This window comes from Kordiimonas marina (assembly GCF_023006325.1).
Taxonomy (GTDB): domain Bacteria; phylum Pseudomonadota; class Alphaproteobacteria; order Sphingomonadales; family Kordiimonadaceae; genus Kordiimonas; species Kordiimonas marina.
This window is the reverse complement of sequence record NZ_JAINDF010000002.1, coordinates 417,087-438,799: the sequence shown is the minus strand read 5'-3', so window position 1 is coordinate 438,799 and position 21,713 is coordinate 417,087. Positions and strand designations below refer to the sequence as shown.

Genomic DNA, 21,713 nt, shown 5'->3' with positions numbered 1-21,713 from the left:
CATGAGGCAGGTTATGACCGACGGAACCGACGAACAGACGGGCGAGCAGAAAGGCGAACGTATCGCCAAGGCGCTGGCGCGCGCAGGCGTCGGCTCACGCCGCGATGTCGAGCGCATGATCGGCGAAGGCCGCATCAGCCTGCAGGGCAAGGTGCTGGAAAGCCCGGCCATACTGGTGGAAAGCCTGGCCGGCATCAGGGTGGACGGCGAAGCGGTCGGCGAAGTGTCGGAGACCAAGCTGTGGCGCTTTCACAAGCGCAAGGCCACGCTGACGACCCACAAGGACCCTGAAGGCCGCCCCACCGTGTTCGACAAGCTGCCAAACCATATGGGTCGGGTGATCGCGGTCGGGCGGCTGGATATGAACACCGAAGGCCTGCTGTTGCTGACCAACGACGGTGCGCTTGCCCGCTGGCTGGAGCTGCCGTCGTCCGAGATCGTGCGCCGCTACCGCGTGCGCGTGCATGGCCGCGTTGACGAAAAAGCGCTCAAGAAACTGGCTGACGGCGTCACCATCGACGGCACCCATTATGGCGCCATCGAGGCCCGGCTTGAGAAGGTTCAGGGCACCAACGCCTGGATGACCGTCGCGATCCGCGAAGGCAAGAACCGCGAAGTCCGGCGGGTAATGGAATATCTGGGGCTGGTGGTGAACCGCTTGATCCGCACCCATTACGGCCCGTTCGCTCTGGGCACGCTGCAGCCGGGGGCGTCGGCCTCGGTTGGCGAAAAGCAGCTCCATGACGTGCTGGGGGACTTTTTCAAGGATGCGCCCAAAAGCGTCGCCGCCCCCGAAAAGAAACTCGACCCCAGCAAATGGGCCAAGCCGAAGCCGAAAAAGGTAAAGCCGGGCACTAGGCGCCGCCGGCCCTTCAACAAACTGGAAGGTGACGACGCCAAGGCCCCGTCTATGCGCAGGCCGCGCAGCAAAGCGGAAGCGCGGGCGGGCGATCAGAAGACCGACCAGAAGCGGGACCAGAAGCCGGGGCCACGCCAGGGCCAAAAACCTGGCCAACGATCAGAAGGCCGGCCTGTCAGCAAAAGCAGCGGCAAGCCCGCCGGAAAGCCTACTGGGAAACCTACTGGGAAACCCACCAGTAAGCCGGGCACGCGCCCGGCCCATCATGCACCCAAAGCCGGGCCGAAAGGCGGACGCCGCAAATGACCCGCATCATCGCCGGACGTCATAAGGGACGCCGCCTTGATGTCCCGCCAGGCAAAGATATTCGCCCGACCACCGACCGGATGCGCGAGCGCGTCTTCTCCATGCTGATGCACCGGCGCTATCCGGACATGGCCGGCGCCCGCGTCGCCGACCTTTTTGCCGGCACCGGGGCGTTGGGGCTTGAAGCCCTCTCGCGAGGGGCCGCGCATATCACCTTTGTCGAACAGGCTCCCGCCTCGCTTCAGTGCCTGAAGGCCAATATCGCCACCCTGCACGCCGAGGCCGAGACAACCGTCCTGCGCGCGAACGCTGGCGCGCTGCCCACCTCAAAGGACGCCCACGACTTTATCTTCATGGACCCGCCCTACCGGATGGGGCTGGTGCGCCCGGCGCTCGATGCCATCCTCCGCGGCGGCTGGCTGGCGGAAGACGGCGCCATCATCTGCGAGCTCGCCCGCGATGACGACACCGATTTCCCGGAAGCGCTGGAACTGGTCGATGAACGCCAGCAGGGCCAGCAGCGTATTGTTTTCCTGAAAAAGCGCACGGACGCCGAAGGCTGAGCGCCCGCATAGCCGTATCATCCCTACAGGCATCCAGGATGCGGTGTGCCCAAGCACCGCTTTAAAACACCCGCCTGTAAGCCCGGCGCAATCCCCCCGATGAATGCCCAGGGCGATATAACCTCCACTAAGCTTAAGACGTGTGGCTTGCCGCACGTCTTTTTTCATGAGGTATGCATCCCTCTTGGCTGTCTTAAACACGGAAGCATATCATTGCCGTCACAGGCATAAACTTAAGTCATAAAATCAAATGGATTATATATTTGGTCTATTTCAGAATGGACATAAGATTAATTTAAGTAATCAATAAACCAATAGCCTAAACATAATGAATAAGTACTTGGTTTTATGTGATTTTTTTGTTACTCAAACATAACTATTTTGTAATTATTAAATAATAATGACGTCTTTTCAGTTCTAAAACGCCTTCCCCTCATGAGACAAACATTTCACCTCGCAATAGTGGGCTTTCGTAGTCCGCCGGAGAGGTTGAATGCCAAAACGAAAGAGGAGGAACTCTCATGGCACAAACAGAAAAGACTGGAGCGGCAAACGGCCGGCTTCGCGCAGCCTATCTTGGCAGCGCTGCCACCGGCCTTGCACTGGTCGCAATGGGTTTTGGGGCAACGAACGCTTACGCACAGGATAAAGACGCAGCCAAGAAGGCTGACACCAAAACGATGCAGATTGAGGAAGTCGTTGTAACCGGCTCCCTGATCCGTAACCCGAACCTGGTTCGGACTGCACCGGTTTCCGTTGTTTCCAAAGACGACATGACCTTCAAGCAAACCAACGTTGCTGAAGAAATCCTGCGCGATATCCCGGGCATGGTCCCGAGCATTGGCGCCCAGGTTAACAACGGCAACGGCGGCTTCTCGTTCGTCAACCTGCGTGGCCTTGGCTCGAACCGTAACGTGACGCTCCTCGACGGCAACCGCGTTGCTCCGTCCGAACTGGGCGGCCGTGTTGACCTGAACAACATCCCGATCGCGCTCATCGACCGTATCGACGTGCTGACCGGCGGTGCAAGCACCACCTACGGCGCTGACGCCATCAGCGGCGTGGTCAACTTCGTGACCAAGAAGCACTTCACCGGCGTACAGGTTGATGCCAACTACGGCACCAGCTTCAAAGGCGACGGCACCACCAAGCGCGTTGAACTCACCATGGGTTCCGACCTCGCTGACGGCAAGGGCAACATCGTCCTCAGCGTCGGCTACCAGAAATCCGACCCGGTTTACCAGGGTGACCGCGACTATGGCGCCTACGCCCTCGATTCCTATGACGGGTCGCGCGCTGGTTCCGGCCTCGGCTCCTACAACAGCCGCTTCGGCAACGTAAACCCGACCGGTACCGACAACGGCAACCTGGTTCTGGGCGGCGTTCAGCCGGACCGCACCTTCGCGGCAGCCTACACGCCGTTCAACTTCAACCCGCTGAACGTTTATCAGACGCCGTTCCAGCGCTACAACATCTACACCGCCGGTACCTACCAGATCACCGACAAGATCGAGATGTATGCGCGCGGCATGTTCTCCAAGAACACGGTTAACACGCTGATCGCACCGTCGGGCTCCTTCGGTGATACCGTTCAGGTTTCGCTCAGCAACCCGTACCTGTCGACGGCTCAGCGTAACGCTTTCTGTGCGTTCGACACCGACCCGACTGCTGGTTCCTACGTTCCGCTCTACACTCAGGCTGAGTGTGACGCGGCTGCAACCGCAACCAGCGCATCCGACCCGAACTTCCGCTCGGTTACCACCCAGCTGCGTCGTCGTGACGTAGAAGGCGGTCCGCGTGTCAGCGATTTCGGCGCCACCTACTTCGACGTTGAAGTTGGCCTGCGCGGCGACATCGATGAGTCGATGCACTGGGACGTCATGGCATCTTACGGCGCCAGCGAGCAGACCCAGGTTCAGAAGGGCTACTGGCTCAAGTCGCGCTTCCGCAAGTCGCTGATGTCCGGCCCGAACGGCTGTTTCGACCAGTCCGACGGCTGTATCCCGGTTGACTTCTTCGGCCCGACCGGCTCGATCACGCCTGAGCAGAACGCTTACCTCTTGGGCGGCGAAAGCAACATCACCACGCGCTTCGACATGGGCCAGGTTAAGGGTTCGCTGTCCGGCGAAACCGGCTTCACCATGCCGTGGGCTGAAAACGCCGTTAACTTCGCTATCGGCGGTGAATACCGGAAATACACCGGTTCGCAGGCTTCCGACCTTCTGTCGCAGTCTGGTGACCTTGGTGGTGCCGGTGGTGCGTCCCCGAACATCTCGGGTGGCTACAGCGTTATCGAAGGCATGATGGAACTCAACGCCCCGATCGTTGAAAATGCAGACTTCGCCAAGTCGCTGACTCTCGAAGCTGGTCTCCGCTATTCGTCCTACAAGGTCGATGCGGACTCGAGCCCGAAATATCAGACCACGACCTGGAAACTGGGCCTGAACTGGACCCCGGTTGACGACGTCACGTTCCGCGGCACCTTCGCCCGCGCTGTTCGTGCGCCGAACATTGCTGAGCTGTTCACGCCGCAAATCACGCAGCTGACCAACCTGGCAACCGATCCGTGTGCGTCGCTTGACGACTCGGGCAACCCGACCGGCAACATCCCGACCGGCGTCGTTCGCGACGTTTGTATCGCTCAGGGTGCTCCGGCTGGTGCTATCGGCTTCATTCCGCAGCCGGCAGCTGGCCAGGCCAACTTCACCGGTGGTGGTAACCTCAACCTGAAGCCGGAAACCTCGAACAGCTGGACTCTGGGCATGATCCTGCAGCCGTCCGTGGTTCCGAACCTGACCGTCACCGTCGATTACTACAACATCAAGATCGACCAGGCGATCACCACCCCGGCACCGGGCGATGCGCTTGCAGCTTGCTTCGATAACCCGGATCCGACCAGCGCAGCTTGCCTCGCGATCGTGCGTTCGCCGATCGACGGTAGCCTCTCTGGTGATGAAGCCGTTGTGAAAGGCCTGCCGCTCGCTCTGTCGAACGCTGGTAACCTGCACACCGACGGTATCGACTTCACGGTTAACTACAGCCATGACATCGGTGACGTACACTGGAATTCGACCCTGACGGGTAACTGGACCCACCGGTCCACGTTCCAGGCCGTAACCGGCGTTTCGGTCAACCGTGAGTGCGTCGGCCTCTACAGCGCGAACTGTGCGTCGATCCAGCCGAAAATCAGCTGGAACTTCCGCAACACCTTCTCGCTCGAGAAGTTCGACGTGTCGGTCCTGTGGCGCCACATTGGCAAAGAAACCTACGAAGACTTTGCTAACGGCACCGATCAACTGTTCGAAGGTCAGCTCCAGGATCTGGGCTACGCCAACTTCAACAAGATCAAGGCATACGACTATTTCGACCTTTCGGTTCGCTACAACGTAACCGAAAACGTCTCGGTCACCGCGAACGTCCTGAACGTGTTCAACCGTCGTCCGCCGATCGTAGGCTTCTACACCGGCACGACCGCCTTCAACAGCGGCAACACCTTCCCGTCGACCTACGACGCGATCGGCCGCCGCTTCGGCCTGAATGCGAAAGTCACCTTCTAAGGTTGACGAACATCCAAACAAAAAGGGCGGACCTTCGGGTCCGCCCTTTCCTTTTGTCCGCCAGGCCAGAAAGACCGGCCCAACTGATTTTACATGAGCTGTCAGAGAATCGGGTTCGGCAAGGCGGCCTCTATCCCGGCGGTTTTGGCGATGGCTTCCGCCCACTTGGCGACTTTCTCGATCTCGTCCGCATGATGATCAGCCGAGGTTTCATTCTCGGCCCGATGGTCCTCGGCGCCGAAATCACCACCCAGCTTGGAATGCCGGGTGAAGGCGGGCCCTGTGGCGATGGCACCAGCCGCTTCGGCTGAAAGGCCGAGCCCGAAAAGCGCGTTCAACTGCACCATCACCTCGGCGGGGCGGTCCAGAAGCGTTTCACTGTCCAGCGTCCGCACCCGCGCAGGGCCATAGTGCCGGGCAAGCCGGGTGAAAAAGTCATGCTGCGCCAGCCAGCCAACCGCTGCCACCTGGATATCGGTGAGCGCCAGATACTGGTCGTCGGCAATACCGAGGTTGACCCGGCCTTCCTTCAGAAGCTTGATCAAAAGGTCGCGCACCCACAGCCTGCCCCACATGCCCTTCTTGGCGATCGACGCCAGATAGGCGCGCAAAGGTGCGTGCAGCAGAAGTGCCCGCGCCCCCGGCCGCATGTCCAGCATGGCGGGCGCGAGCCCGTTCACCAGGTTCGACGGCTTGACCACTGTTGCCTCCCCCGGACTGAACGGCCGGGCCAGCAACGTCAGCGCCATATCTAGGCGGCTTTTCACACTCGCTTCAGCCCCGCCCCGGTGGCGCCAACCAACCATGTCATTCAGGATCACCGGCTCCTTCAGCCCCATCGCCACGCCGTCAATATCGACCGCGCGGGCGAGCAGCGTGGAACAGCAGTAAGCCGAATGGAAAATATAATGGATGGGCCCGGCCACACCCTGCGCCGCAGCCATGGCCTCGGCGCTGCCGATCACCGCGGGCGTGCCCGTGGTTGGCAGATGGTCATCCGTCAGGAAGGTGGCCCCCCGGTGCAGGGCGCGCGGAATATGGTGGAAATGCACAGCGTCGCGCACCGGATCATACCGGTGCGGCAGCCAGTCCGCGCTGGCAGCGATCTCGGGCTTTGGCGGCATGGTTTGGGCCACGGGCATTCCTTCCGCTTGGGGCCTGTCGTCTCTGTCATGACCAGACGAGGCCGATATCCGTTCCTTCGGTCTTAAAGGCCGCCGGGCGGGTGCCGCAAATGCTTTGGCGCCCCCTCAAACCAAAGTTAGACCACACAGCCAGCGTTTTCCAGCCACCGTCACAAGCGCCCCTCGAAAAGCCATTGGAAATTCACGTTAAAAAACGGCACACTAGCGGAACGACCAGCGGGGGAGAGGCCTGAGGGCTAAAGGATATGCGCGAAAAGGAACTCAGACTGGCGCTCGTATGCTACGGCGGGGCTTCGCTTGCCGTTTATATGAACGGCATTTCGAACGAAGTCCTGAAGCTCGTCCGCGCCTCCCGCGCCTACCACAGCCTCACCGACCGGCAGGAACGCCACCGCACCAGCTTCGATAAAGTCGCCCCGGAACGGCCCTACAGCACCGACACCGAAGCGCTTTATTTCGAGCTTCTTCAGGCGCTCGGCCACAAGCTGGAACTGCGGGTGATCGTCGACGCTGTCTCCGGCGCGTCGGCGGGCGGCATCAACGGGATTTTCCTCGCCCGTGCGCTGGCCCACGACCTGGACCTGGACCCCCTTCGCACCATGTGGCTCCACCTCGGCGATGTCGAGGAACTGATGGAGACAGGCACCCTCGCCGAGCGCTGGAGCAAGGTCTATATGCACCCGTTCCTGTGGCTGTTCAGCAAGCGTATCTTCGGCCGCAACCGCCCGGATATGGAAACCCGGCGCAAGCTGTCCCGCTTTGTGCGCTCACGCTGGTTCAAGCCGCCCTTCTCCGGCACCCGGATGCTGACCTGGATGCTCAACGCCTGCGAAAACATGGGCAAGGTGACGGACGACAGCAGCCTCATGCCGATCGGCCACAAGCTGGAACTGTTCGTCAGCCTGACCAATTTTTACGGCCAGCACCGGCGCATCACACTGCATGACCCGGCGGAAATATTGGAGCACCAGCACAGCGTCATCCTCAATTTCGGCTACCGGAACGCGCTCGGCGCCGGGATCACCAGCGATTTCGGTGATGACAATGTCGCCGGGCTCGGGTTTGCCGCGCGCGCGACCTCCAGCTTCCCCGGCGCCTTCCCGCCGATGCGGTTGATGGACCTGGAAGAACGGCTGTCCGCCCGCGGGCAGGTGTGGCCGAAGCGCGATGAATTTATCGCCAAGAACTTCCCGAACCTGGCCAGCGACCGTTCGGTCCTGAATGCCATGTCCTTCATCGATGGCGGTGTGACCAACAACAAGCCGTTCGGCGCCGCGATCCAGTCGGTCTATGACCGCCCGGCGCACCGGGAGGTGGACCGCCGCATCGTTTATGTCGACCCGCTGCCGGACGACCCGGAGGAATTGCTGCAATATCGCCGCCATGACGAGCTGCCCGGCTTCTTCCGCACCATCCTGTCGTCGCTGGCGGAAATCCCGCGCAACGAACCGATCTATGAGGACCTTCTGGAAATCGGCCGCCAGAACAAGGCGGCGCGCCGGCTGGAAGCCGTGCTGCAGTCGGTCGAGGTCGAGATCAACGAACTCGTCGACGAAAATATCGTGCTCGAACGCGACTGGCGCCTGGATACCGCCATGCTGGCCTCCTGGCGCGAACGCGCGCATGAGGTCGCCCACCAGGGCACCGGCTATACCTACGCAAGCTACGTCCAGGCCAAGACCGTGCGGCTCTTGGAACGGCTCAGCCAGCTGATCGTTGAGGGTGCCGCCCTGCAGGGCCTGCGCGTTTCGGAAGGCGACACGTTTGAAACCCTCAAGACCTGGGCTGAGGACAAGGGGATGCTCTACCCCGAAGGCGGCCGCCGCCCGACCGGGAAAGACAATTTTCTCCTCCATGTCCAGATGTTCCGGGAACTGGATGTGGACTACCGCGTGCGCCGCCTCCGCTTCGTGATCCAGAAGCTCAACCGCTTCATGCAGCATGAGGAAGCCGCCCAGGAATTCATCCAGGTGAAGGCGCTGAAGAAAAGCATCTACGAAGACCTGGAAGCCTTCAAAAGCTGCTGGACCGCCACCGTGTATGACCCCGCGCTCTTCACCAAACTGGTTCAGGGGCCGATGGCCGACGCCGACATCGAAAGCTTCCTGAAAAGCCTGGGCGAAGCCATGCGGCTCGAAACACTCGACCTCGACACCGACGAAATGCTCTCGGCCTCCATCTCCGGCCTACCGAACACCGAGCTCCGGCACACGCTGTTCCGCGCCTACGTGGGCTATGCCTTCTATGACATCATGACCCTGCCGATGAACAAGAGCTTCGACCTTCTGGAGGTGGATGAAATCCGCGTCGACCGCATCAGCCCGCTTGACTGCCAGGACCTCTATGAGGGGGCGGCCAAGCACCCGCTTCTGGGGAACCAGCTGTATAATTTCGGCGCTTTCTTCAGCCGCCGCGCGCGGGAAAATGACTATATCTGGGGCCGCATCCACGCCGCCACCCGGCTGATCGACTTCGTGCTCGATGCCGCGGGACCGGGTGCCCTGCCGGACGATTTCGACCTCGAGGGCCTCAAGAAGCGGCTTTACCTCTCCATCCTCGACACCGAATATCACCACGCCGAACAATGCCGCGACCTCATCGCGACCCTCAAGGCCCAGTTCAGCGAGTGAGGCCTAGCGCCGTCCGAACAGCTTTTCGATATCGGCGAGCTTGAGCTCCACATAGGTGGGGCGGCCATGGTTGCACTGGCCGGAATGCGGCGTGGCTTCCATTTCACGGAGGAGCGCGTTCATCTCATCCACCGTCAAGCGGCGGCCCGCGCGGACGCTGCCGTGGCAGGCCATGGTGCCCGCGACATCCTCAAGCCGTTCCTTGAGGGACAGTGCTTCATCCAGTTCCGTCAGCTCATCAGCCAGGTCCCGCACAAGGCCCTGAACATTCATCTTGCCCAGCATGGCGGGCACTTCGCGCACCACCACCGCGCCTTCGCCGAAGGGTTCGATGATCAGGCCAAGCCCGGCCAGTTCGTCCGCGCGCGCGGTCAGCCGTTCGGCAGGGCCTTCTTCCAGCTCCACCACTTCCGGCAGCAGAAGCGTCTGGCGGGCGACGCCGGTGGCCGCGATCTGCTTTTTCATGCGCTCATAGACCAGTCGCTCATGCGCGGCGTGCTGGTCGACGATGACGATGCCGTCCGCGGTTTGCGAAACGATATAGGTGGCGTGCACCTGCCCGCGCGCGGTGCCGAGCGGGAAGTCCTCCTGCACGGGGGCGGCTGGCATCTCTGTAGTTTCATAGGTCGGGCGCGCGCTCGGCATGGCGATATCGCCGGTGCGGTCGAGGGCCAGCTGCCCGCCCTCACCGAAGCTGCCGCCGGAGGATTCGGCCGGGGCATAAATGCCATCAAACTGGGCGGCAAAGCCCCTCGGCAGCGTCGGGCGTTCCGCCGCGCGACCCCACGGCAGCGACGGTCCGCCGTCATGCGGGCGCATCGCGCCAAGTGCTGCACTGGCAACAGTTGTCGAGGCCCGGTGCCCGGCCATGCCGAGACCGTGGCGGAGCGCCGAGACGATCATGCCGCGCACCAGCCCCGCCTCCTTGAAGCGCACCTCCGCCTTCGCCGGATGCACGTTCACATCGACAAATTCGGACGGCACATCCAGAAACAGCGCCAGCACCGGATGCCGGTCCCGCGCGAGATAATCCTGATAGGCCCCACGGACCGCGCCCACCAGCAGCCGGTCCTTCACCGGGCGGCCATTCACGAACAGATACTGGTGCATGGCATTGCCACGGCTGAAGGTCGGCAGACCGGCGAACCCGGTCAGGTGCAGGCCTTCGCGTTCGGCATCGATTTCGATGGCGTTATCGCGGAATTCCCGGCCGAGGATGGCGGCGAGGCGTTCGAGCCGCGCGTCGCCCGCGAGTCCGCCCACGGGCGGCGCCGAAAAAGTCGTGCGGTCACCGTCCGACAGGCTGAAGGCAATGTCCGGATGCGCCATGGCGAGGCGCTTCAAAACATCCGCCGCCTGGCCATATTCGGTGCGGCTGGTTTTCATGAACTTGAGCCGCGCGGGCGTGGCGTAGAACAGGTCCCGCACTTCGACCCGCGTGCCATTTGAAAAAGCCGCCGGTTCCGGCGCGTGCTTTCCACCGCCTTCGACCCGCACCGCCCAAGCTTCATCACTGCCGCGCGCGCGGGAGGTCACACTCAGCCGCGCCACCGCGCCGATGGAGGCCAGAGCCTCCCCCCGGAAGCCGAGCGAGGCGATATTGACGAGGTCCTCGTCCGTAAGCTTGGAGGTGGCATGGCGTTCTACCGAGAGGCTGAGTTCGTCCGGGCTCATGCCCTTGCCGTCATCGGTAACCTGGATGAGCGCCTTGCCGCCATCGCGCATCACCACATCGATGCGCGTGGCGCCGGCGTCGATCGAATTCTCGACCAGTTCCTTCACCGCGCTCGCCGGGCGTTCAACCACTTCACCCGCAGCGATTCGGTTGATCGTGCGTTCTGAGAGAAGCCGGATAATCCCGGCGCTTTCCGGCAGGTCATGTCTGTTCTGGCTGGTCATGGCGCGACCCTATCAGGGAATGAAACTGAGCGGAAGAGGGCGCGCGCCGTCCCTGCCTCAAATGCCCGGCAGGGTGTTCTTTTCCCGTGGGAGCGGGGTATGGCGGTAAAGCACGGATTTCTTCTTTTCCGCCTTTTCGAGCGCGTCCTCCTTGATCGCCTGGAGCATGGAATCGGTCCGTTTCGAAACCTTGGCTTCAAGATCGGCCTGATCCGCCGCGCTCATCTTCTCCACCGCCTGGGTGGTCAGTCCCATTTCATGGATGATGACGGAAAGCGCCTGCAGTCTCGCTTCCTGCTGTTTGCGCACCGCAGCCCAGCCAAGGAGGCCATGCACGGCGACGCCTGTATCGACGCTTTCAATGGGCGTGCCTTTTTCCCGCGCCTCAAGCTGGGCCAGGGTGTCCTGAAAACTCACATCCAGGCCGGCACCTATTGTCACCCCTAGCCCCGCCCGCGTCGTAGACGATGCGGCAGCAGATTGAGCAATTGGGTCGACCGGCATATTTATCCCCCTCGGACGTGGTTTTCAGTACTTTTCAAAAACCATGCAAGACCCGTGCCCCGAGGCCGAGGCGCTAAATAGCAAAACGCCCGGTCCTGAAGGGGCCGGGCGTTTGAAACATTTGGCTGCCTGGTTGGCTTAGTTATCGCCTTCAGCCTTCGAGCCTTCGGCCACACGGCGGATGGCGATATTGTCCGGCTCGAACTGGCGGTCGGTCGCCTTCAGAAGGTCCGCCAGAAGCAGGGTCTTCTTGACCACCTGGACATCCTTCTTGCCGCTCGTGTTCGAGCGAACATCGGCATCAGCGCGGCCAATGCGGGACAGAAGCGCTACCTCACCCTTGCTTTTGGGCTTGGGCGTATATTTCTTGCCCGGGAACAGGGCCTCGAAAGCCTGACGGCCGGGATCAATCTCCTGCGCGCGCGCCTTACCCGGCGCCGGCGGGGTCAGATCGGCTTCCGGCGGCACGACAAGCGGTGCCCGGTCGACAACCTGGAATTCGTCAGGGCTTGCTTTGCCGCTGCCGCCACAGGCCGCGACACTCAGGCCAGCAGCCACCAGCAACGATACAGACTTGAGATTCATGAACTCTCTCCTTCACGGTCGGTCGCACCCTCGCCGACCTTTTGGGCATTTTTAGGGCCTTTAGCGCCTCCCCGCAAGCCATCAATGAGCAGGATGGCCACACCGATGCTGATCGCACTGTCCGCGAGGTTGAAAACATAGAAGCTGTAACCGCCCGCATGGAGGTGCACAAAGTCCACCACGGCGCCGTAAATCAGCCGGTCGATGATGTTGCCGACGGCCCCGCCGATGATGAGGCCGAGCGAAAGTGCCTCAACCCGGCTGGCGGTTTTCACGAGCCACGCCAGAAGCCATGCGCTGATCCCACCGGTGAGCACCACAATGCCCCACTTGCCAAGTGCAGACCCGATCGGCAGCCCCATGGAGATGCCGTGGTTCCACACCATGGTGAAATTCAGGAACGGCAGCAGGGCGATACTGCCGCGTGTCGGCAGGTCCAGCCCGTGCAGGATCCAGTATTTGCTGAGCTGGTCGGCCACCATGAGAAGGAAGCCGACCAGAAGCCCAAACCGGAGATGAAGCCCAGCTTTCAGCATCAGGCCGCGTCGTCCTGGCGTTTCACGGCGTCCGCGCAGCGGTGGCACAGCTCGCCGTGCTCGGTGACCTCATCGGAAACCACCCAGCAGCGTTCGCATTTCTCGCCCGAGGCAAGCCCGGTAACAACTGCAACGCCTTTGACGTCGTCAAGCGTGAAGGCGCCTTCAGGGGCCGGGCCCTGCTCCAAGCTGGCAGTCGAGGTGATGAACAGCTCGGCGGCATCCTGCCCTGCGAAGGCTTCGACATAGGCCGGATCTTCGACAAAGACAGCGACCTTCGCCTGCAGGCTGGCACCGATCCGCTTTTCACGGCGGTCGATTTCCAGGGCCCCGGTGACAACCCGGCGCAGACGGCGGATTTTCGACCATTTTTCAGCGAGCGCATCATCCTGCCAGGACGTGTGCAGCGTCGGCCACTGCTGGAGGTGCACACTTTCGGCGTCCACCCCGTAGCGGGACATCCATACCTCTTCCGCCGTGAACGACAGGATCGGCGCGAACCAGGTGGCGAGGCACTTGAACACTTCATCCAGCACGGTCCGTGCGGCCCGCCTGCGGATGCCCATGCGGTCATCGCAGTAGAGGCTGTCCTTGCGGACATCGAAATAGAAGGCCGACAGGTCGACGATGCAGAACTGATACAGCGCCTGGAAGATCGGGTTATAGTCGAACTCCGACGAACGCGCGCGGATCATCGTATCCAGCTCGGTCAGGCGGTGCAGGACGAAACGCTCCAGCTCCGGCATGTCGGCGGCGTCCAGACGTTCCTCTTCGGTGAAGCCCGCCAGGTTGCCGAGCAGATAGCGCATGGTGTTACGGATCTTCCGGTAGGCATCGACCTGGCCCTTGATGATCTGGTCGGAGATGCGGACATCTTCCTTATAGTCGACCGACACGGTCCAGAGCCTGAGGATATCGGCGCCATACTGGTCGATGATCTTCTGCGGTGCGACCGTATTGCCGAGCGACTTGGACATCTTGCGGCCTTCGCCGTCCAGCGCCATGCCGTGGGTCAGCACATTCTTGTAAGGCGCGACACCACGGGTGCCGCAGCTTTCCAGAAGGCTGGACTGGAACCAGCCGCGGTGCTGGTCCGAACCTTCGAAATACAGGTCAGCCGGGCTTTGAAGCTCAGGCCGCTTTTCGCTGACGAAGGCATGGGTACAGCCGCTGTCGAACCAGACGTCGAGAATGTCGGTGACCTGCTCATAATCGTCGGCTTTGTAGGCATCCCCCAGGAAATCCTGCGCCGGGATCGCGACCCAGGCATCGGCGCCGCCTTCCTTGACCGCCTGAACGATGCGGGCGTTGACTTCCGGGTCCTGCAGGATTTCACCGGATTCCTTATGGACGAAGATGGTGATCGGCACACCCCAGGCACGCTGGCGCGAGATCACCCAGTCCGGCCGGTCGGAAACCATGGCATCGATCCGGTTCTTGGAAATGGCCGGGTACCAGTTCACGTCCTCGCGGATGGCCTTGAGGGCCTTCTTCCTGAGGTCGTTCTTCTCCATCGAGATAAACCACTGCGGCGTGTTCCGGAAGATGAGCGGTGCCTTGGAGCGCCAGCTGTGCGGATAGCTGTGGCTGATCTTGCCCTTGGCCATCAGCGCGTGAACGCCTTCCAGAAGCTCACAGACATGGTCCGCAACCTTATAGACATGCTCCCCGGCAACCAGCGGCACATGGTCGTAATAACAGCCCGCCTCATCGACCGTGAACGGCACCGGAATGCCGAACTTGACGTGAGCGACCTGATAGTCGTCGTCACCGTGGCCCGGGGCCGTGTGCACGAAACCGGTACCGGCATCGGTGGTGACATGGTCCCCCGGCAGCATCGGCACGTCGAAGTCATAGCCCTGGCCGCGCCACGGGTGGGCGAGCACGCTGCCTTCGAAGGCCGAGCCCTTGAGGTGCGAGATCAGCAGATAATTGTCGATGTGTGCGCGCTTGACAAAGCTGACCACGAGGCCGTCGGCCACGATCAGCCGGTCGCCGATTTTCGCCATGGAGCCTTCGGCCACCTCGGTAACCTCGATCACCACATAGTCCAGATCCGGGCCATAACAGACGGCGCGGTTGGCCGGGATCGTCCAGGGCGTGGTGGTCCAGATGACCACGCGGGCGTCCTTGAGTTCCTCGCTCGGCGCCTTCACGAACGGGAAGGCGACATCGATCTGGGTCGAGAGATGGTCATGATACTCGACCTCGGCTTCGGCGAGCGCGGTCTTCTCGACCGGCGACCACATCACCGGCTTGGAACCGCGGTAAAGCGCATCCGACATGGCGAACTTCAGCAGTTCCTCCACGATGGTGGCTTCGGCGTCGAACGCCATGGTGGTGTATGGGTTGTCCCAATCGCCAATGATGCCGAGGCGCTTGAACTGCTCACGCTGGGTGTTGATCCAGTGGTCGGCGAATTCGCGGCATTCCTTGCGGAACTCGACCGGGTCGACCTCATCCTTATTAAGTTTCTTCTTGCGGTATTTTTCTTCGATCTTCCATTCGATCGGCAGGCCATGGCAGTCCCAGCCCGGCACGTACGGCGCATCCTTGCCCTGCATCTGCTGGGATTTGACGATCACGTCCTTAAGCGTCTTCTGCATGGCGTGGCCGAAGTGAATGTCGCCGTTCGCATACGGCGGGCCGTCATGCAGGACGAACTTTTCCCGGCCCGCGGCTTCAGCGCGCAGGCGGCCATACAGATTGTCCTTGTACCAGCGCGCCAGGAATTCCGGCTCGCGCTGCGGCAGTCCCGCGCGCATGGGGAACTCGGTGGTCGGCAAAAAGACGGTATCGCGATAATCGCGCTTGGTGCTTTCATCGGCAGACATAGATCAGGTCTCGCTTTGGTCTTGGTGCATGGGCCCCGCGTCTGAGGGCTGGCACGGCATACTGAATACTGGTTTTAAAAAATTGATACTAAATACCCCGGTCGCCACTGGAGAGCGCCGGGCCAGTAATTCGTCCTATGACGACGGGCGTGTACCGCCTGTATGTCCGTACGGATTGCATGGCGGAACTTTTATCAGCGAAGGCAGAGGGTGTCGAGCGGAAACACGGGGGTATCCGGGCGTTATTCGACGCCATTCAGGATCTTGGTGCGCAGGGTCGGGGTAATCATGTCCGGCATTTTCTGGCGCCGCTCCGGCCCACGGAAACTCGGGTCGACGCGCTGGCGCCTGTCAGGCCCGTTGTAGCTGGATGTCTGAATGATCGGCCGCGGGTCGCTGACGGCGTCCTGCACCGCTTTCATCAGGCTCGCGCCGGTGAAGGGGACGGCGACGATCTTGGTCGCCCCGGCATCGCGCGCGGCCAGTACTTTGGCCCGGTCCGGCGCGGGGATACCGAAGATGATCGGTGCCACGGAGGCAGGCCCGCTGGTCAGGCGCAGGAAGCGGCAGAAATCGACGCCGCCGAGCTCCGGGAAGTCCTGTTCGATGATGATGAGGTTGAAGCCGCGGCTTTGCATTTCAGCGACCGCTTCACGGTTATCCGCCGGAACAAACACACGGCCCACGCGCTGCATGATCAATATATCACGCAGTCCCTCCGCCACCTGCTGGCTGGACATTGCCACCATGACATGTAAGGAGCCGAGGCTGATTGCCGGCATAGTTAAAACCCCCAACGTTTACCTTGATATAAAAGGTTAACGTGACAGGCTTAACAAAACTTGAAGCTTATACAAAGCCTATAAAGACATGGGCTTCGGTAATTTTCCGTTTCGTATCCGTAACGAGTGCCGCGCTCTTAGCGTGCGCGGACGTGCGGCTCGGGGAAAAGGTCGAGATAGCGGTCCAGGGTCGGCGGCTCCAGACGGTCGCGCGCATTCTCCGGTTCCGCCAGCACCACTTTGGCCACCTTGCAGTCACGGGCGATCTGCGCCTTGAGGGCATCGAGGCCGTCGAACTTCTGTTCCGGACGCAGGAAGGCAACCAGTTCAACCCGCAGGTGACGCTCATAGAGGTCTTCATCGAAATCGAACAGATGAACCTCCAGAAGTACATCGCGCTTGTCGAAGGTCGGACGGCGGCCGATGTTGGCGACCCCCGTGAGGATACGGTCATCGCCTTCGATATGGACGCGTACGGCATAAACGCCGAGCTTGGGTTCCAGGCTTTCGCCCAGTTCCACATTGGCGGTGTTGAAACCGATGGTGCGGCCGCGTTTGTCACCCGACGTGACCCGGCCGTTGATCGACCACCAGTGACCGAGAAGCGCCGCTGCCTTGCGGGCTTCCCCCGCCTGCAGCGCCTGCCGCACGAGCGTGGAGCTATAAACTTCCCCGGCATAGCCTTCGAGGCCCACGGTCACCGCGCGGATGACGCTGAGGCCGAAGCCTTCCATCTCACCCATCCAGGCCAGCACGTCGGTACCGCCACCGCGGCCCTTGCCGAACCGGTAGTCGTAGCCGACACAGACATGGTAGGCGCCGAGGCCATCCAGAAGGATATCGGTTACGAAATCCTGCGCCGACATGGCAGCGAGATCCTGGTCGAACGGCAGCACCAGAAGCTGGTCAACGCCGAACTGCTCCAGAAGCTGGGAACGTTCCCGGAACGGGGTCAGGCGGAACGGCGGCTTGTTCGGTGCGAAAAAGCTGATCGGGTGCGGTTCGGTCACAACCACCGTCAGGTTCACACCCATCTCCCGCGCCAGCCGGCCCGCTTCGCCGATGACCACCTGGTGCCCCCGATGGAAACCATCGAAGTTGCCGAGTGCGACGACGGAGCCGCGATCCGAGGAAGTTACCTCATTGATATGCCGGAATAACCGCATGTCTGTTCCTGCGTCTGATACCGCTTGAATGTGACAAAACCGGCGGACGAAACATCCATCTGAATGACCGGTCGGACCGCGGACATACACCATTCGCGCCCACGGGACCACCGTTTTATCGCCTGCGGGCATATCCTGTGGCCGCGCGGCGCGGCCTCACCCCCTTATGTACAAAGGGTTCATAAGGGGATATTGTCTGTCCTTTCGAGGCATTCTCCTGCGGAAGTGATTGAAACTTCGTCACCTTTGGGTTAACCAATTCTTCATGAGATAGGGGCTAGTGTCCCGAAAAGGGAATAGTACCGGGGCTTCAAAAGAGCTTCCGGAAGGGCGCAATTCAGAAAACTGAGGAAAAACCATGGCCGTTGATTTGGGTATGCCGATCCTTATCGTCGACGACTACAAAACCATGTTGCGGATTGTCCGTAACCTTCTGAAGCAGCTTGGCTTCGACAATGTTGATGAGGCAACCGACGGCGCACAGGCGCTCGAAAAAGCCCGGGCAAGACAATATGGCCTGATCATTTCCGACTGGAACATGGAGCCGATGACAGGCTATGAACTTCTTAAGGAAGTCCGCGCCGACAACCAGCTCAAGGCCACGCCATTCATCATGGTCACGGCCGAGTCCAAAACCGATAACGTTATCGCGGCCAAAAAAGCCGGCGTGAACAATTACATCGTGAAGCCGTTCAACGCTGCCACGCTAAAGACGAAATTGGTCGCCGTACTCGGAGAATTCTAAATGTCTTCCGAACAGCTTCCCAAACAGATCCAACTTCTGGTCGATAGTCTGCGGAAGCAAAATACGGCTGCCCTCTCTTTGACGGATGTTGCCTCGGTCACTGAAGTCCTCATCGGTACGATGCAGGTCTTCTTCCGCTCGATTGATACCTCGATCTACCGTGAGTGCCGGTCGCTTTCTGATTATATCAGCAACGCCCGCAAGGAAATCGCCGCGCTTCAGCCCGGTGACCTGGAAAGCGCGCGCATCCCGCGTGCGGGGCTGGAGCTCGACGCCATCGTCCAGCAGACCGAAGAAGCCACCAACACCATCATGGAAGCCGCCGAGGAGATCATGGCGCTGGACCCCAGCGACATGGACAAATATGTCTCCACGACCCAAGACGGCATGATGCGCATCTTCGAGGCCTGTTCCTTCCAGGACATCACCGGCCAGCGCATTTCGAAAGTGGTGGAAACCCTGTCGCACATCGAACAGCGCGTCATGGAGCTTAGGGACCTTCTCGGCGTCACCGACCACGACATCGAAGAAGCCAAGAGCGCCCACCAGGCCGAAGTCGAGGACCTCGACAAAGCCCTGCTTTCCGGCCCGGCCCTTGAAGGGGAAGGGATCGACCAGACCGAGGTCGACGCCTTGATGAACGATGCCGCTGCTGCGGCCCAGCAGGCACCAGCGCCCGCTCCGGCGCCGAAGCCTGCCCCGAAGCCGGCCCCGGCAAAAGCGAAAGCGCCCAAGCCGGAAGCGCCGAAAGCGGTCAACCCGGCCCAGCTCGACAAAATGTTCGAGGAAGATTTCGACCCCATCGCCGATATGGAGGCGAAGGAAGCCGCGAAAGCCGCTGAAGCAAAAGCCGCCGAAGCCAAAAAGCCGGACGCCGCGGCAGAGTCGGACGCCAAGAAAGACGAGAAGAAGAAAAAAGACAGCAAGAAGAAGGAAGAGGAATTCAACCTCGCGGCGGGCGAAGAAGTCAGCCAGGACGATATCGACGCCCTCTTCGGCTGACCCGTTTCATCTTACCAGTGCAATCTTTCCATAACGGCGTGGGGAACAGCTTTTCCCGCGCCGAATATTTTTGAGAACTCTTCCGGCGTGACGCCCGGCGCCCCCTCCGCCGCAGCCACAAGCTGGGGCCATTCCGCCCGGTGAATGCCGCCCGCGATAAACAGCCCCCCAAACCCGGCGGCGCGCGCACCGGCCATATCGGTTTGCAGGCTGTCCCCGATCATCAAGACCTTGCGGCCATCGGTGTCGGCCGCCATCCCGACCTCGGTCAGGCATGAGGTCAGCGCCGATGCCATCGGCTTGCCGAACCAGTGCACCTCGCCGCCCATGTCCCCGTACAGGTCGGCGATTGCGCCTGCGCAGGTATAAAGGCGCGGGCCAACATGGACGACCCTGTCCGGGTTCGCGCACAGGAGGGGCACGCCCTTCTCCGCCGCGCCCTTCAGCCAGTCCCGGTGCGCTTCCACGGATGGATAGTCCAGGTCCGTCGCCAGGATAATGTCGGCATCGTCCGGGTGGCTGACTTCCTCAACCGGCAATCCTTCAATGGTGTTGCGGTCGCTTTCCGGCCCGACATGATAAAGCCGCGCCCCGGCATAGCGGTTCCGCACTTCATCGCGCGCGAGCCCGCCTGAAGTGACCACACGGTCGGTCAACGCCTTCGGCAGCCCCATCTCCAACAGATGTTCCCGTACATGGGTCCGCGGCCTGGGCGCGTTCGACAGGAACACGGTTTCGATGCCCTCCTTGCGCGCGGCCTCGATCGCCGTCACAGCGTCCGGGTTCAGGGCCATGCCGTCATGCATCACCCCCCACAGATCACAGATGATCAGCGACAGGTCCTCCGCCATATGACGCAGACCGGGGATCAGCGCGACAGCCGCGCCGCTCGTATTGGGCATTGGGGTAATCCTTACAGTTCGCGGGTCAGGTTCGTCGATGAAGCCGGTTCACCGAACAGGTAGCCCTGGGCCAGTTCGACCTCGGCGTCAAGCGCCTCAAGCACCATTTCCTCGCTTTCGATCCGGCTGGCGATAAGCTCCATGCCGTTCCGCCGGAGCTGGCTCTTGAAGGCCTCCACGTCGCCCTCTTCCGGATGGGTCGACATCAGGTCCCTGACGTCAGACTTGATGAACTGGAAATGCTGTTTGCCAAGCGCCGGGAAATCGCGCTCGAAATCCTTCACCATATCCATGGAGAAGCCGAACCCCTTGCGGCCCAGCGTCATCAGCCGTTCAAGAACATCGGTTTCCAGGGTGTAGAAGTCTTCCTGGGAAATCTCGAACACCAGACGGCCCGCGAACTCCTCATTGGCGGTCATGAAGTCAATGAACTGCGGGAAGAACTCGGCGTCGGTCATCGAGTAGCGGGACATATTGCAGAAGAAGCGCACATCCGGTTTGCGCCGCCCCAACCGCCGGACAAGCTGGATCAGCCGGAACAAGAGCAGGTTATCAATGGTGCCGATAAGCCCCTTGCTTTCCGCCACCCGCATATATTGCCGGGGCAGGATGATCCGCCCTTCCTCATCCCGCACGCGGGAGAAACATTCATAATGCACGATCTTGCGGGCCGGCAGGCCGACGATGGGCTGCAGATACAGGTCGACCCGGTTTTCAGACAGCGAACTGCGGATAACCGACAGGAGCTGATCCTCCCGCTTGATCAGGCGAATCGCAGCCTTTTTGCCACGGCCTGCCATACCACGGGGCGTGGCACCACCCCCCGGTGCGGATTCCGTGCCGCCTTCGGCTGCGGCCCCCTCAATGGCGGGTTCCTCCTCCTCGCCTGTATCGACGACGGCGAGCGCGGCCTCCTCCGGCGTGAGTTCAAGTTCCTCGATCTCTTCCTGGGTGAGCCTGTCCTCCTCAGCGTCTTCAGCGGGTTCTCCCGCCGCGGGCTCTGCGGCTTTATCAGCGGCGACAGATTTGGCCGCACGGGCCTCCGCCTCGTCGATATCCACTTCAGCGGCCCTGGCTTCCATCTCGGCCTGTTTCTGCACCTCAGGTTCCGACTCGGCCTTCGCGGCTTCCGCCGGCGCCGAAACAGCCTTCTGAGGCGCTGCTTTCTGCGGCGGCTGACCTTTACCCCCCTTCTTGAGAGCAATTTCGCGGGTCATCACCTGGGTCAGAAGCGTGTGCAGCACCTTCAACTCGGACACCAGCTTGTCGCTCTTCTCCCCGCTGACCTTGGCCTTGCTGTCCACGTCGCGGCGGGTGCGTTCCATATCGCCGCGCAGGATGGTCATCATATCCTCAAGCTGGTCGAGACGCGCCTTGGTTTCGGTCGCTTCCTTGCGGGTCATGAAAAAGCTTTGCAGCTGCCAGGCCCCAAAGAAAACAAGCATTCCCAGCATCCCGGAGGCCTGCTGTGACACACCGAAAAACATCGGCGGGATCACCATAACGGCCACCCCGAGGATAGCGTATGAGATGAAAAGCAGAATCTGTGTAACCAAGCCCATAGACCGAGGACCCCCTCCCGTCACATTGATATCGCACCCCCTTAAGGGTGCCCCATGCTGGCACGGCTGACCGTTTTCGTTAAGGATTTTATTGGCCGCGCGTACAGTCCCCACCTTAACAAGAACATCAAACAGT

The 21,713-nt window shown here is 61.2% G+C and carries 16 protein-coding genes; 6 read left to right on the top strand and 10 right to left on the bottom strand.

Features of this window, described 5'->3' with window-relative positions; genetic code table 11:
* The first annotated feature begins 13 nt into the window (after positions 1 to 13).
* The 3 genes from K6118_RS05235 to K6118_RS05225 all read left to right on the top strand — a co-directional run bounded on the left by K6118_RS05235 (position 14) and on the right by K6118_RS05225 (position 5,285).
* On the top strand, positions 14 to 1,165 hold the full coding sequence (locus tag K6118_RS05235) for a pseudouridine synthase (protein WP_247119168.1): 1,152 nt from the start codon (positions 14 to 16) through the stop codon (positions 1,163 to 1,165).
* Positions 1,162 to 1,728: a 16S rRNA (guanine(966)-N(2))-methyltransferase RsmD gene (gene rsmD / locus K6118_RS05230; protein ID WP_247119167.1), complete on the top strand. Its 567-nt coding sequence runs from the start codon at positions 1,162 to 1,164 to the stop codon at positions 1,726 to 1,728. Before K6118_RS05235 ends, rsmD begins: the two co-directional genes overlap by 4 nt.
* Before the next feature lie 521 nt (positions 1,729 to 2,249).
* Positions 2,250 to 5,285 (top strand): TonB-dependent receptor domain-containing protein, encoded by a 3,036-nt coding sequence (locus tag K6118_RS05225; RefSeq protein ID WP_247119166.1) that lies wholly within the window; start codon positions 2,250 to 2,252, stop codon positions 5,283 to 5,285.
* A 101-nt stretch (positions 5,286 to 5,386) separates the two neighbouring features.
* Here the strand turns inward: K6118_RS05225 and K6118_RS05220 are convergent, their stop codons facing one another.
* Positions 5,387 to 6,427 (bottom strand): hypothetical protein, encoded by a 1,041-nt coding sequence (locus K6118_RS05220; protein ID WP_425531539.1) that lies wholly within the window; start codon positions 6,425 to 6,427, stop codon positions 5,387 to 5,389.
* Positions 6,428 to 6,675: 248 nt separating this feature from the next.
* Here K6118_RS05220 and K6118_RS05215 point away from each other — a divergent pair, with 248 nt between their 5' ends.
* Entirely contained in the window at positions 6,676 to 9,060 is a 2,385-nt protein-coding gene (locus K6118_RS05215) for a patatin-like protein (RefSeq protein WP_247119164.1), read from the top strand.
* 3 nt (positions 9,061 to 9,063) lie between these two features.
* Here the strand turns inward: K6118_RS05215 and mutL are convergent, their stop codons facing one another.
* The 7 genes from mutL to K6118_RS05180 form a co-directional block, all read right to left on the bottom strand.
* Positions 9,064 to 10,959, bottom strand: coding sequence for a DNA mismatch repair endonuclease MutL (gene mutL, locus K6118_RS05210; RefSeq protein ID WP_247119163.1), 1,896 nt, complete (start codon positions 10,957 to 10,959; stop codon positions 9,064 to 9,066).
* A 57-nt stretch (positions 10,960 to 11,016) separates the two neighbouring features.
* Positions 11,017 to 11,376 (bottom strand): hypothetical protein, encoded by a 360-nt coding sequence (locus K6118_RS05205; RefSeq protein WP_247119162.1) that lies wholly within the window; start codon positions 11,374 to 11,376, stop codon positions 11,017 to 11,019.
* A gap of 225 nt (positions 11,377 to 11,601) precedes the next feature.
* On the bottom strand, positions 11,602 to 12,048 hold the full coding sequence (locus K6118_RS05200) for a DUF3035 domain-containing protein (RefSeq protein WP_247119161.1): 447 nt from the start codon (positions 12,046 to 12,048) through the stop codon (positions 11,602 to 11,604).
* Positions 12,045 to 12,584 carry a signal peptidase II gene (gene lspA, locus K6118_RS05195; protein ID WP_247119160.1) on the bottom strand — a complete coding sequence of 180 codons (540 nt, stop codon included), beginning with the start codon at positions 12,582 to 12,584 and terminating at the stop codon, positions 12,045 to 12,047. Before lspA ends, K6118_RS05200 begins: the two co-directional genes overlap by 4 nt.
* Complete coding sequence (ileS, locus tag K6118_RS05190; RefSeq protein WP_247119159.1) at positions 12,584 to 15,418, bottom strand: isoleucine--tRNA ligase; 2,835 nt, start codon at positions 15,416 to 15,418, stop codon at positions 12,584 to 12,586. Before ileS ends, lspA begins: the two co-directional genes overlap by 1 nt.
* A gap of 242 nt (positions 15,419 to 15,660) precedes the next feature.
* Positions 15,661 to 16,200 carry a response regulator gene (locus K6118_RS05185; RefSeq protein WP_247119158.1) on the bottom strand — a complete coding sequence of 180 codons (540 nt, stop codon included), beginning with the start codon at positions 16,198 to 16,200 and terminating at the stop codon, positions 15,661 to 15,663.
* A gap of 137 nt (positions 16,201 to 16,337) precedes the next feature.
* Entirely contained in the window at positions 16,338 to 17,366 is a 1,029-nt protein-coding gene (locus K6118_RS05180; protein ID WP_247119157.1) for a bifunctional riboflavin kinase/FAD synthetase, read from the bottom strand.
* A gap of 358 nt (positions 17,367 to 17,724) precedes the next feature.
* Here K6118_RS05180 and K6118_RS05175 point away from each other — a divergent pair, with 358 nt between their 5' ends.
* Together K6118_RS05175 and K6118_RS05170 are read left to right on the top strand one after the other, a co-directional pair.
* A complete protein-coding gene (locus K6118_RS05175) occupies positions 17,725 to 18,111 on the top strand; it encodes a response regulator (RefSeq protein WP_247119156.1) in 387 nt (128 codons plus the stop codon).
* On the top strand, positions 18,112 to 19,113 hold the full coding sequence (locus tag K6118_RS05170) for a protein phosphatase CheZ (protein WP_247119155.1): 1,002 nt from the start codon (positions 18,112 to 18,114) through the stop codon (positions 19,111 to 19,113).
* Between the two features lie 11 nt (positions 19,114 to 19,124).
* Here K6118_RS05170 and K6118_RS05165 read toward each other — a convergent pair whose 3' ends face one another.
* Positions 19,125 to 20,015, bottom strand: coding sequence for a TIGR01459 family HAD-type hydrolase (locus tag K6118_RS05165; protein WP_247119154.1), 891 nt, complete (start codon positions 20,013 to 20,015; stop codon positions 19,125 to 19,127).
* A gap of 11 nt (positions 20,016 to 20,026) precedes the next feature.
* Entirely contained in the window at positions 20,027 to 21,460 is a 1,434-nt protein-coding gene (locus K6118_RS05160) for an EAL domain-containing protein (protein ID WP_247119153.1), read from the bottom strand.
* Between the last annotated feature and the right edge of the window lie 253 nt (positions 21,461 to 21,713).

Coding starts and splice junctions, on each gene's coding strand:
- K6118_RS05235 (WP_247119168.1), top strand. CDS start 14: ATGACCGACGGAACCGACGAACAGACGGGCGAGCAGAAAGGCGAACGT.
- rsmD (WP_247119167.1), top strand. CDS start 1,162: ATGACCCGCATCATCGCCGGACGTCATAAGGGACGCCGCCTTGATGTC.
- K6118_RS05225 (WP_247119166.1), top strand. CDS start 2,250: ATGGCACAAACAGAAAAGACTGGAGCGGCAAACGGCCGGCTTCGCGCA.
- K6118_RS05220 (WP_425531539.1), bottom strand. CDS start 6,427: ATGCCCGTGGCCCAAACCATGCCGCCAAAGCCCGAGATCGCTGCCAGC.
- K6118_RS05215 (WP_247119164.1), top strand. CDS start 6,676: ATGCGCGAAAAGGAACTCAGACTGGCGCTCGTATGCTACGGCGGGGCT.
- mutL (WP_247119163.1), bottom strand. CDS start 10,959: ATGACCAGCCAGAACAGACATGACCTGCCGGAAAGCGCCGGGATTATC.
- K6118_RS05200 (WP_247119161.1), bottom strand. CDS start 12,048: ATGAATCTCAAGTCTGTATCGTTGCTGGTGGCTGCTGGCCTGAGTGTC.
- lspA (WP_247119160.1), bottom strand. CDS start 12,584: ATGCTGAAAGCTGGGCTTCATCTCCGGTTTGGGCTTCTGGTCGGCTTC.
- ileS (WP_247119159.1), bottom strand. CDS start 15,418: ATGTCTGCCGATGAAAGCACCAAGCGCGATTATCGCGATACCGTCTTT.
- K6118_RS05185 (WP_247119158.1), bottom strand. CDS start 16,200: ATGCCGGCAATCAGCCTCGGCTCCTTACATGTCATGGTGGCAATGTCC.
- K6118_RS05180 (WP_247119157.1), bottom strand. CDS start 17,366: ATGCGGTTATTCCGGCATATCAATGAGGTAACTTCCTCGGATCGCGGC.
- K6118_RS05175 (WP_247119156.1), top strand. CDS start 17,725: ATGGCCGTTGATTTGGGTATGCCGATCCTTATCGTCGACGACTACAAA.
- K6118_RS05170 (WP_247119155.1), top strand. CDS start 18,112: ATGTCTTCCGAACAGCTTCCCAAACAGATCCAACTTCTGGTCGATAGT.
- K6118_RS05165 (WP_247119154.1), bottom strand. CDS start 20,015: ATGCCCAATACGAGCGGCGCGGCTGTCGCGCTGATCCCCGGTCTGCGT.
- K6118_RS05160 (WP_247119153.1), bottom strand. CDS start 21,460: ATGCTTGTTTTCTTTGGGGCCTGGCAGCTGCAAAGCTTTTTCATGACC.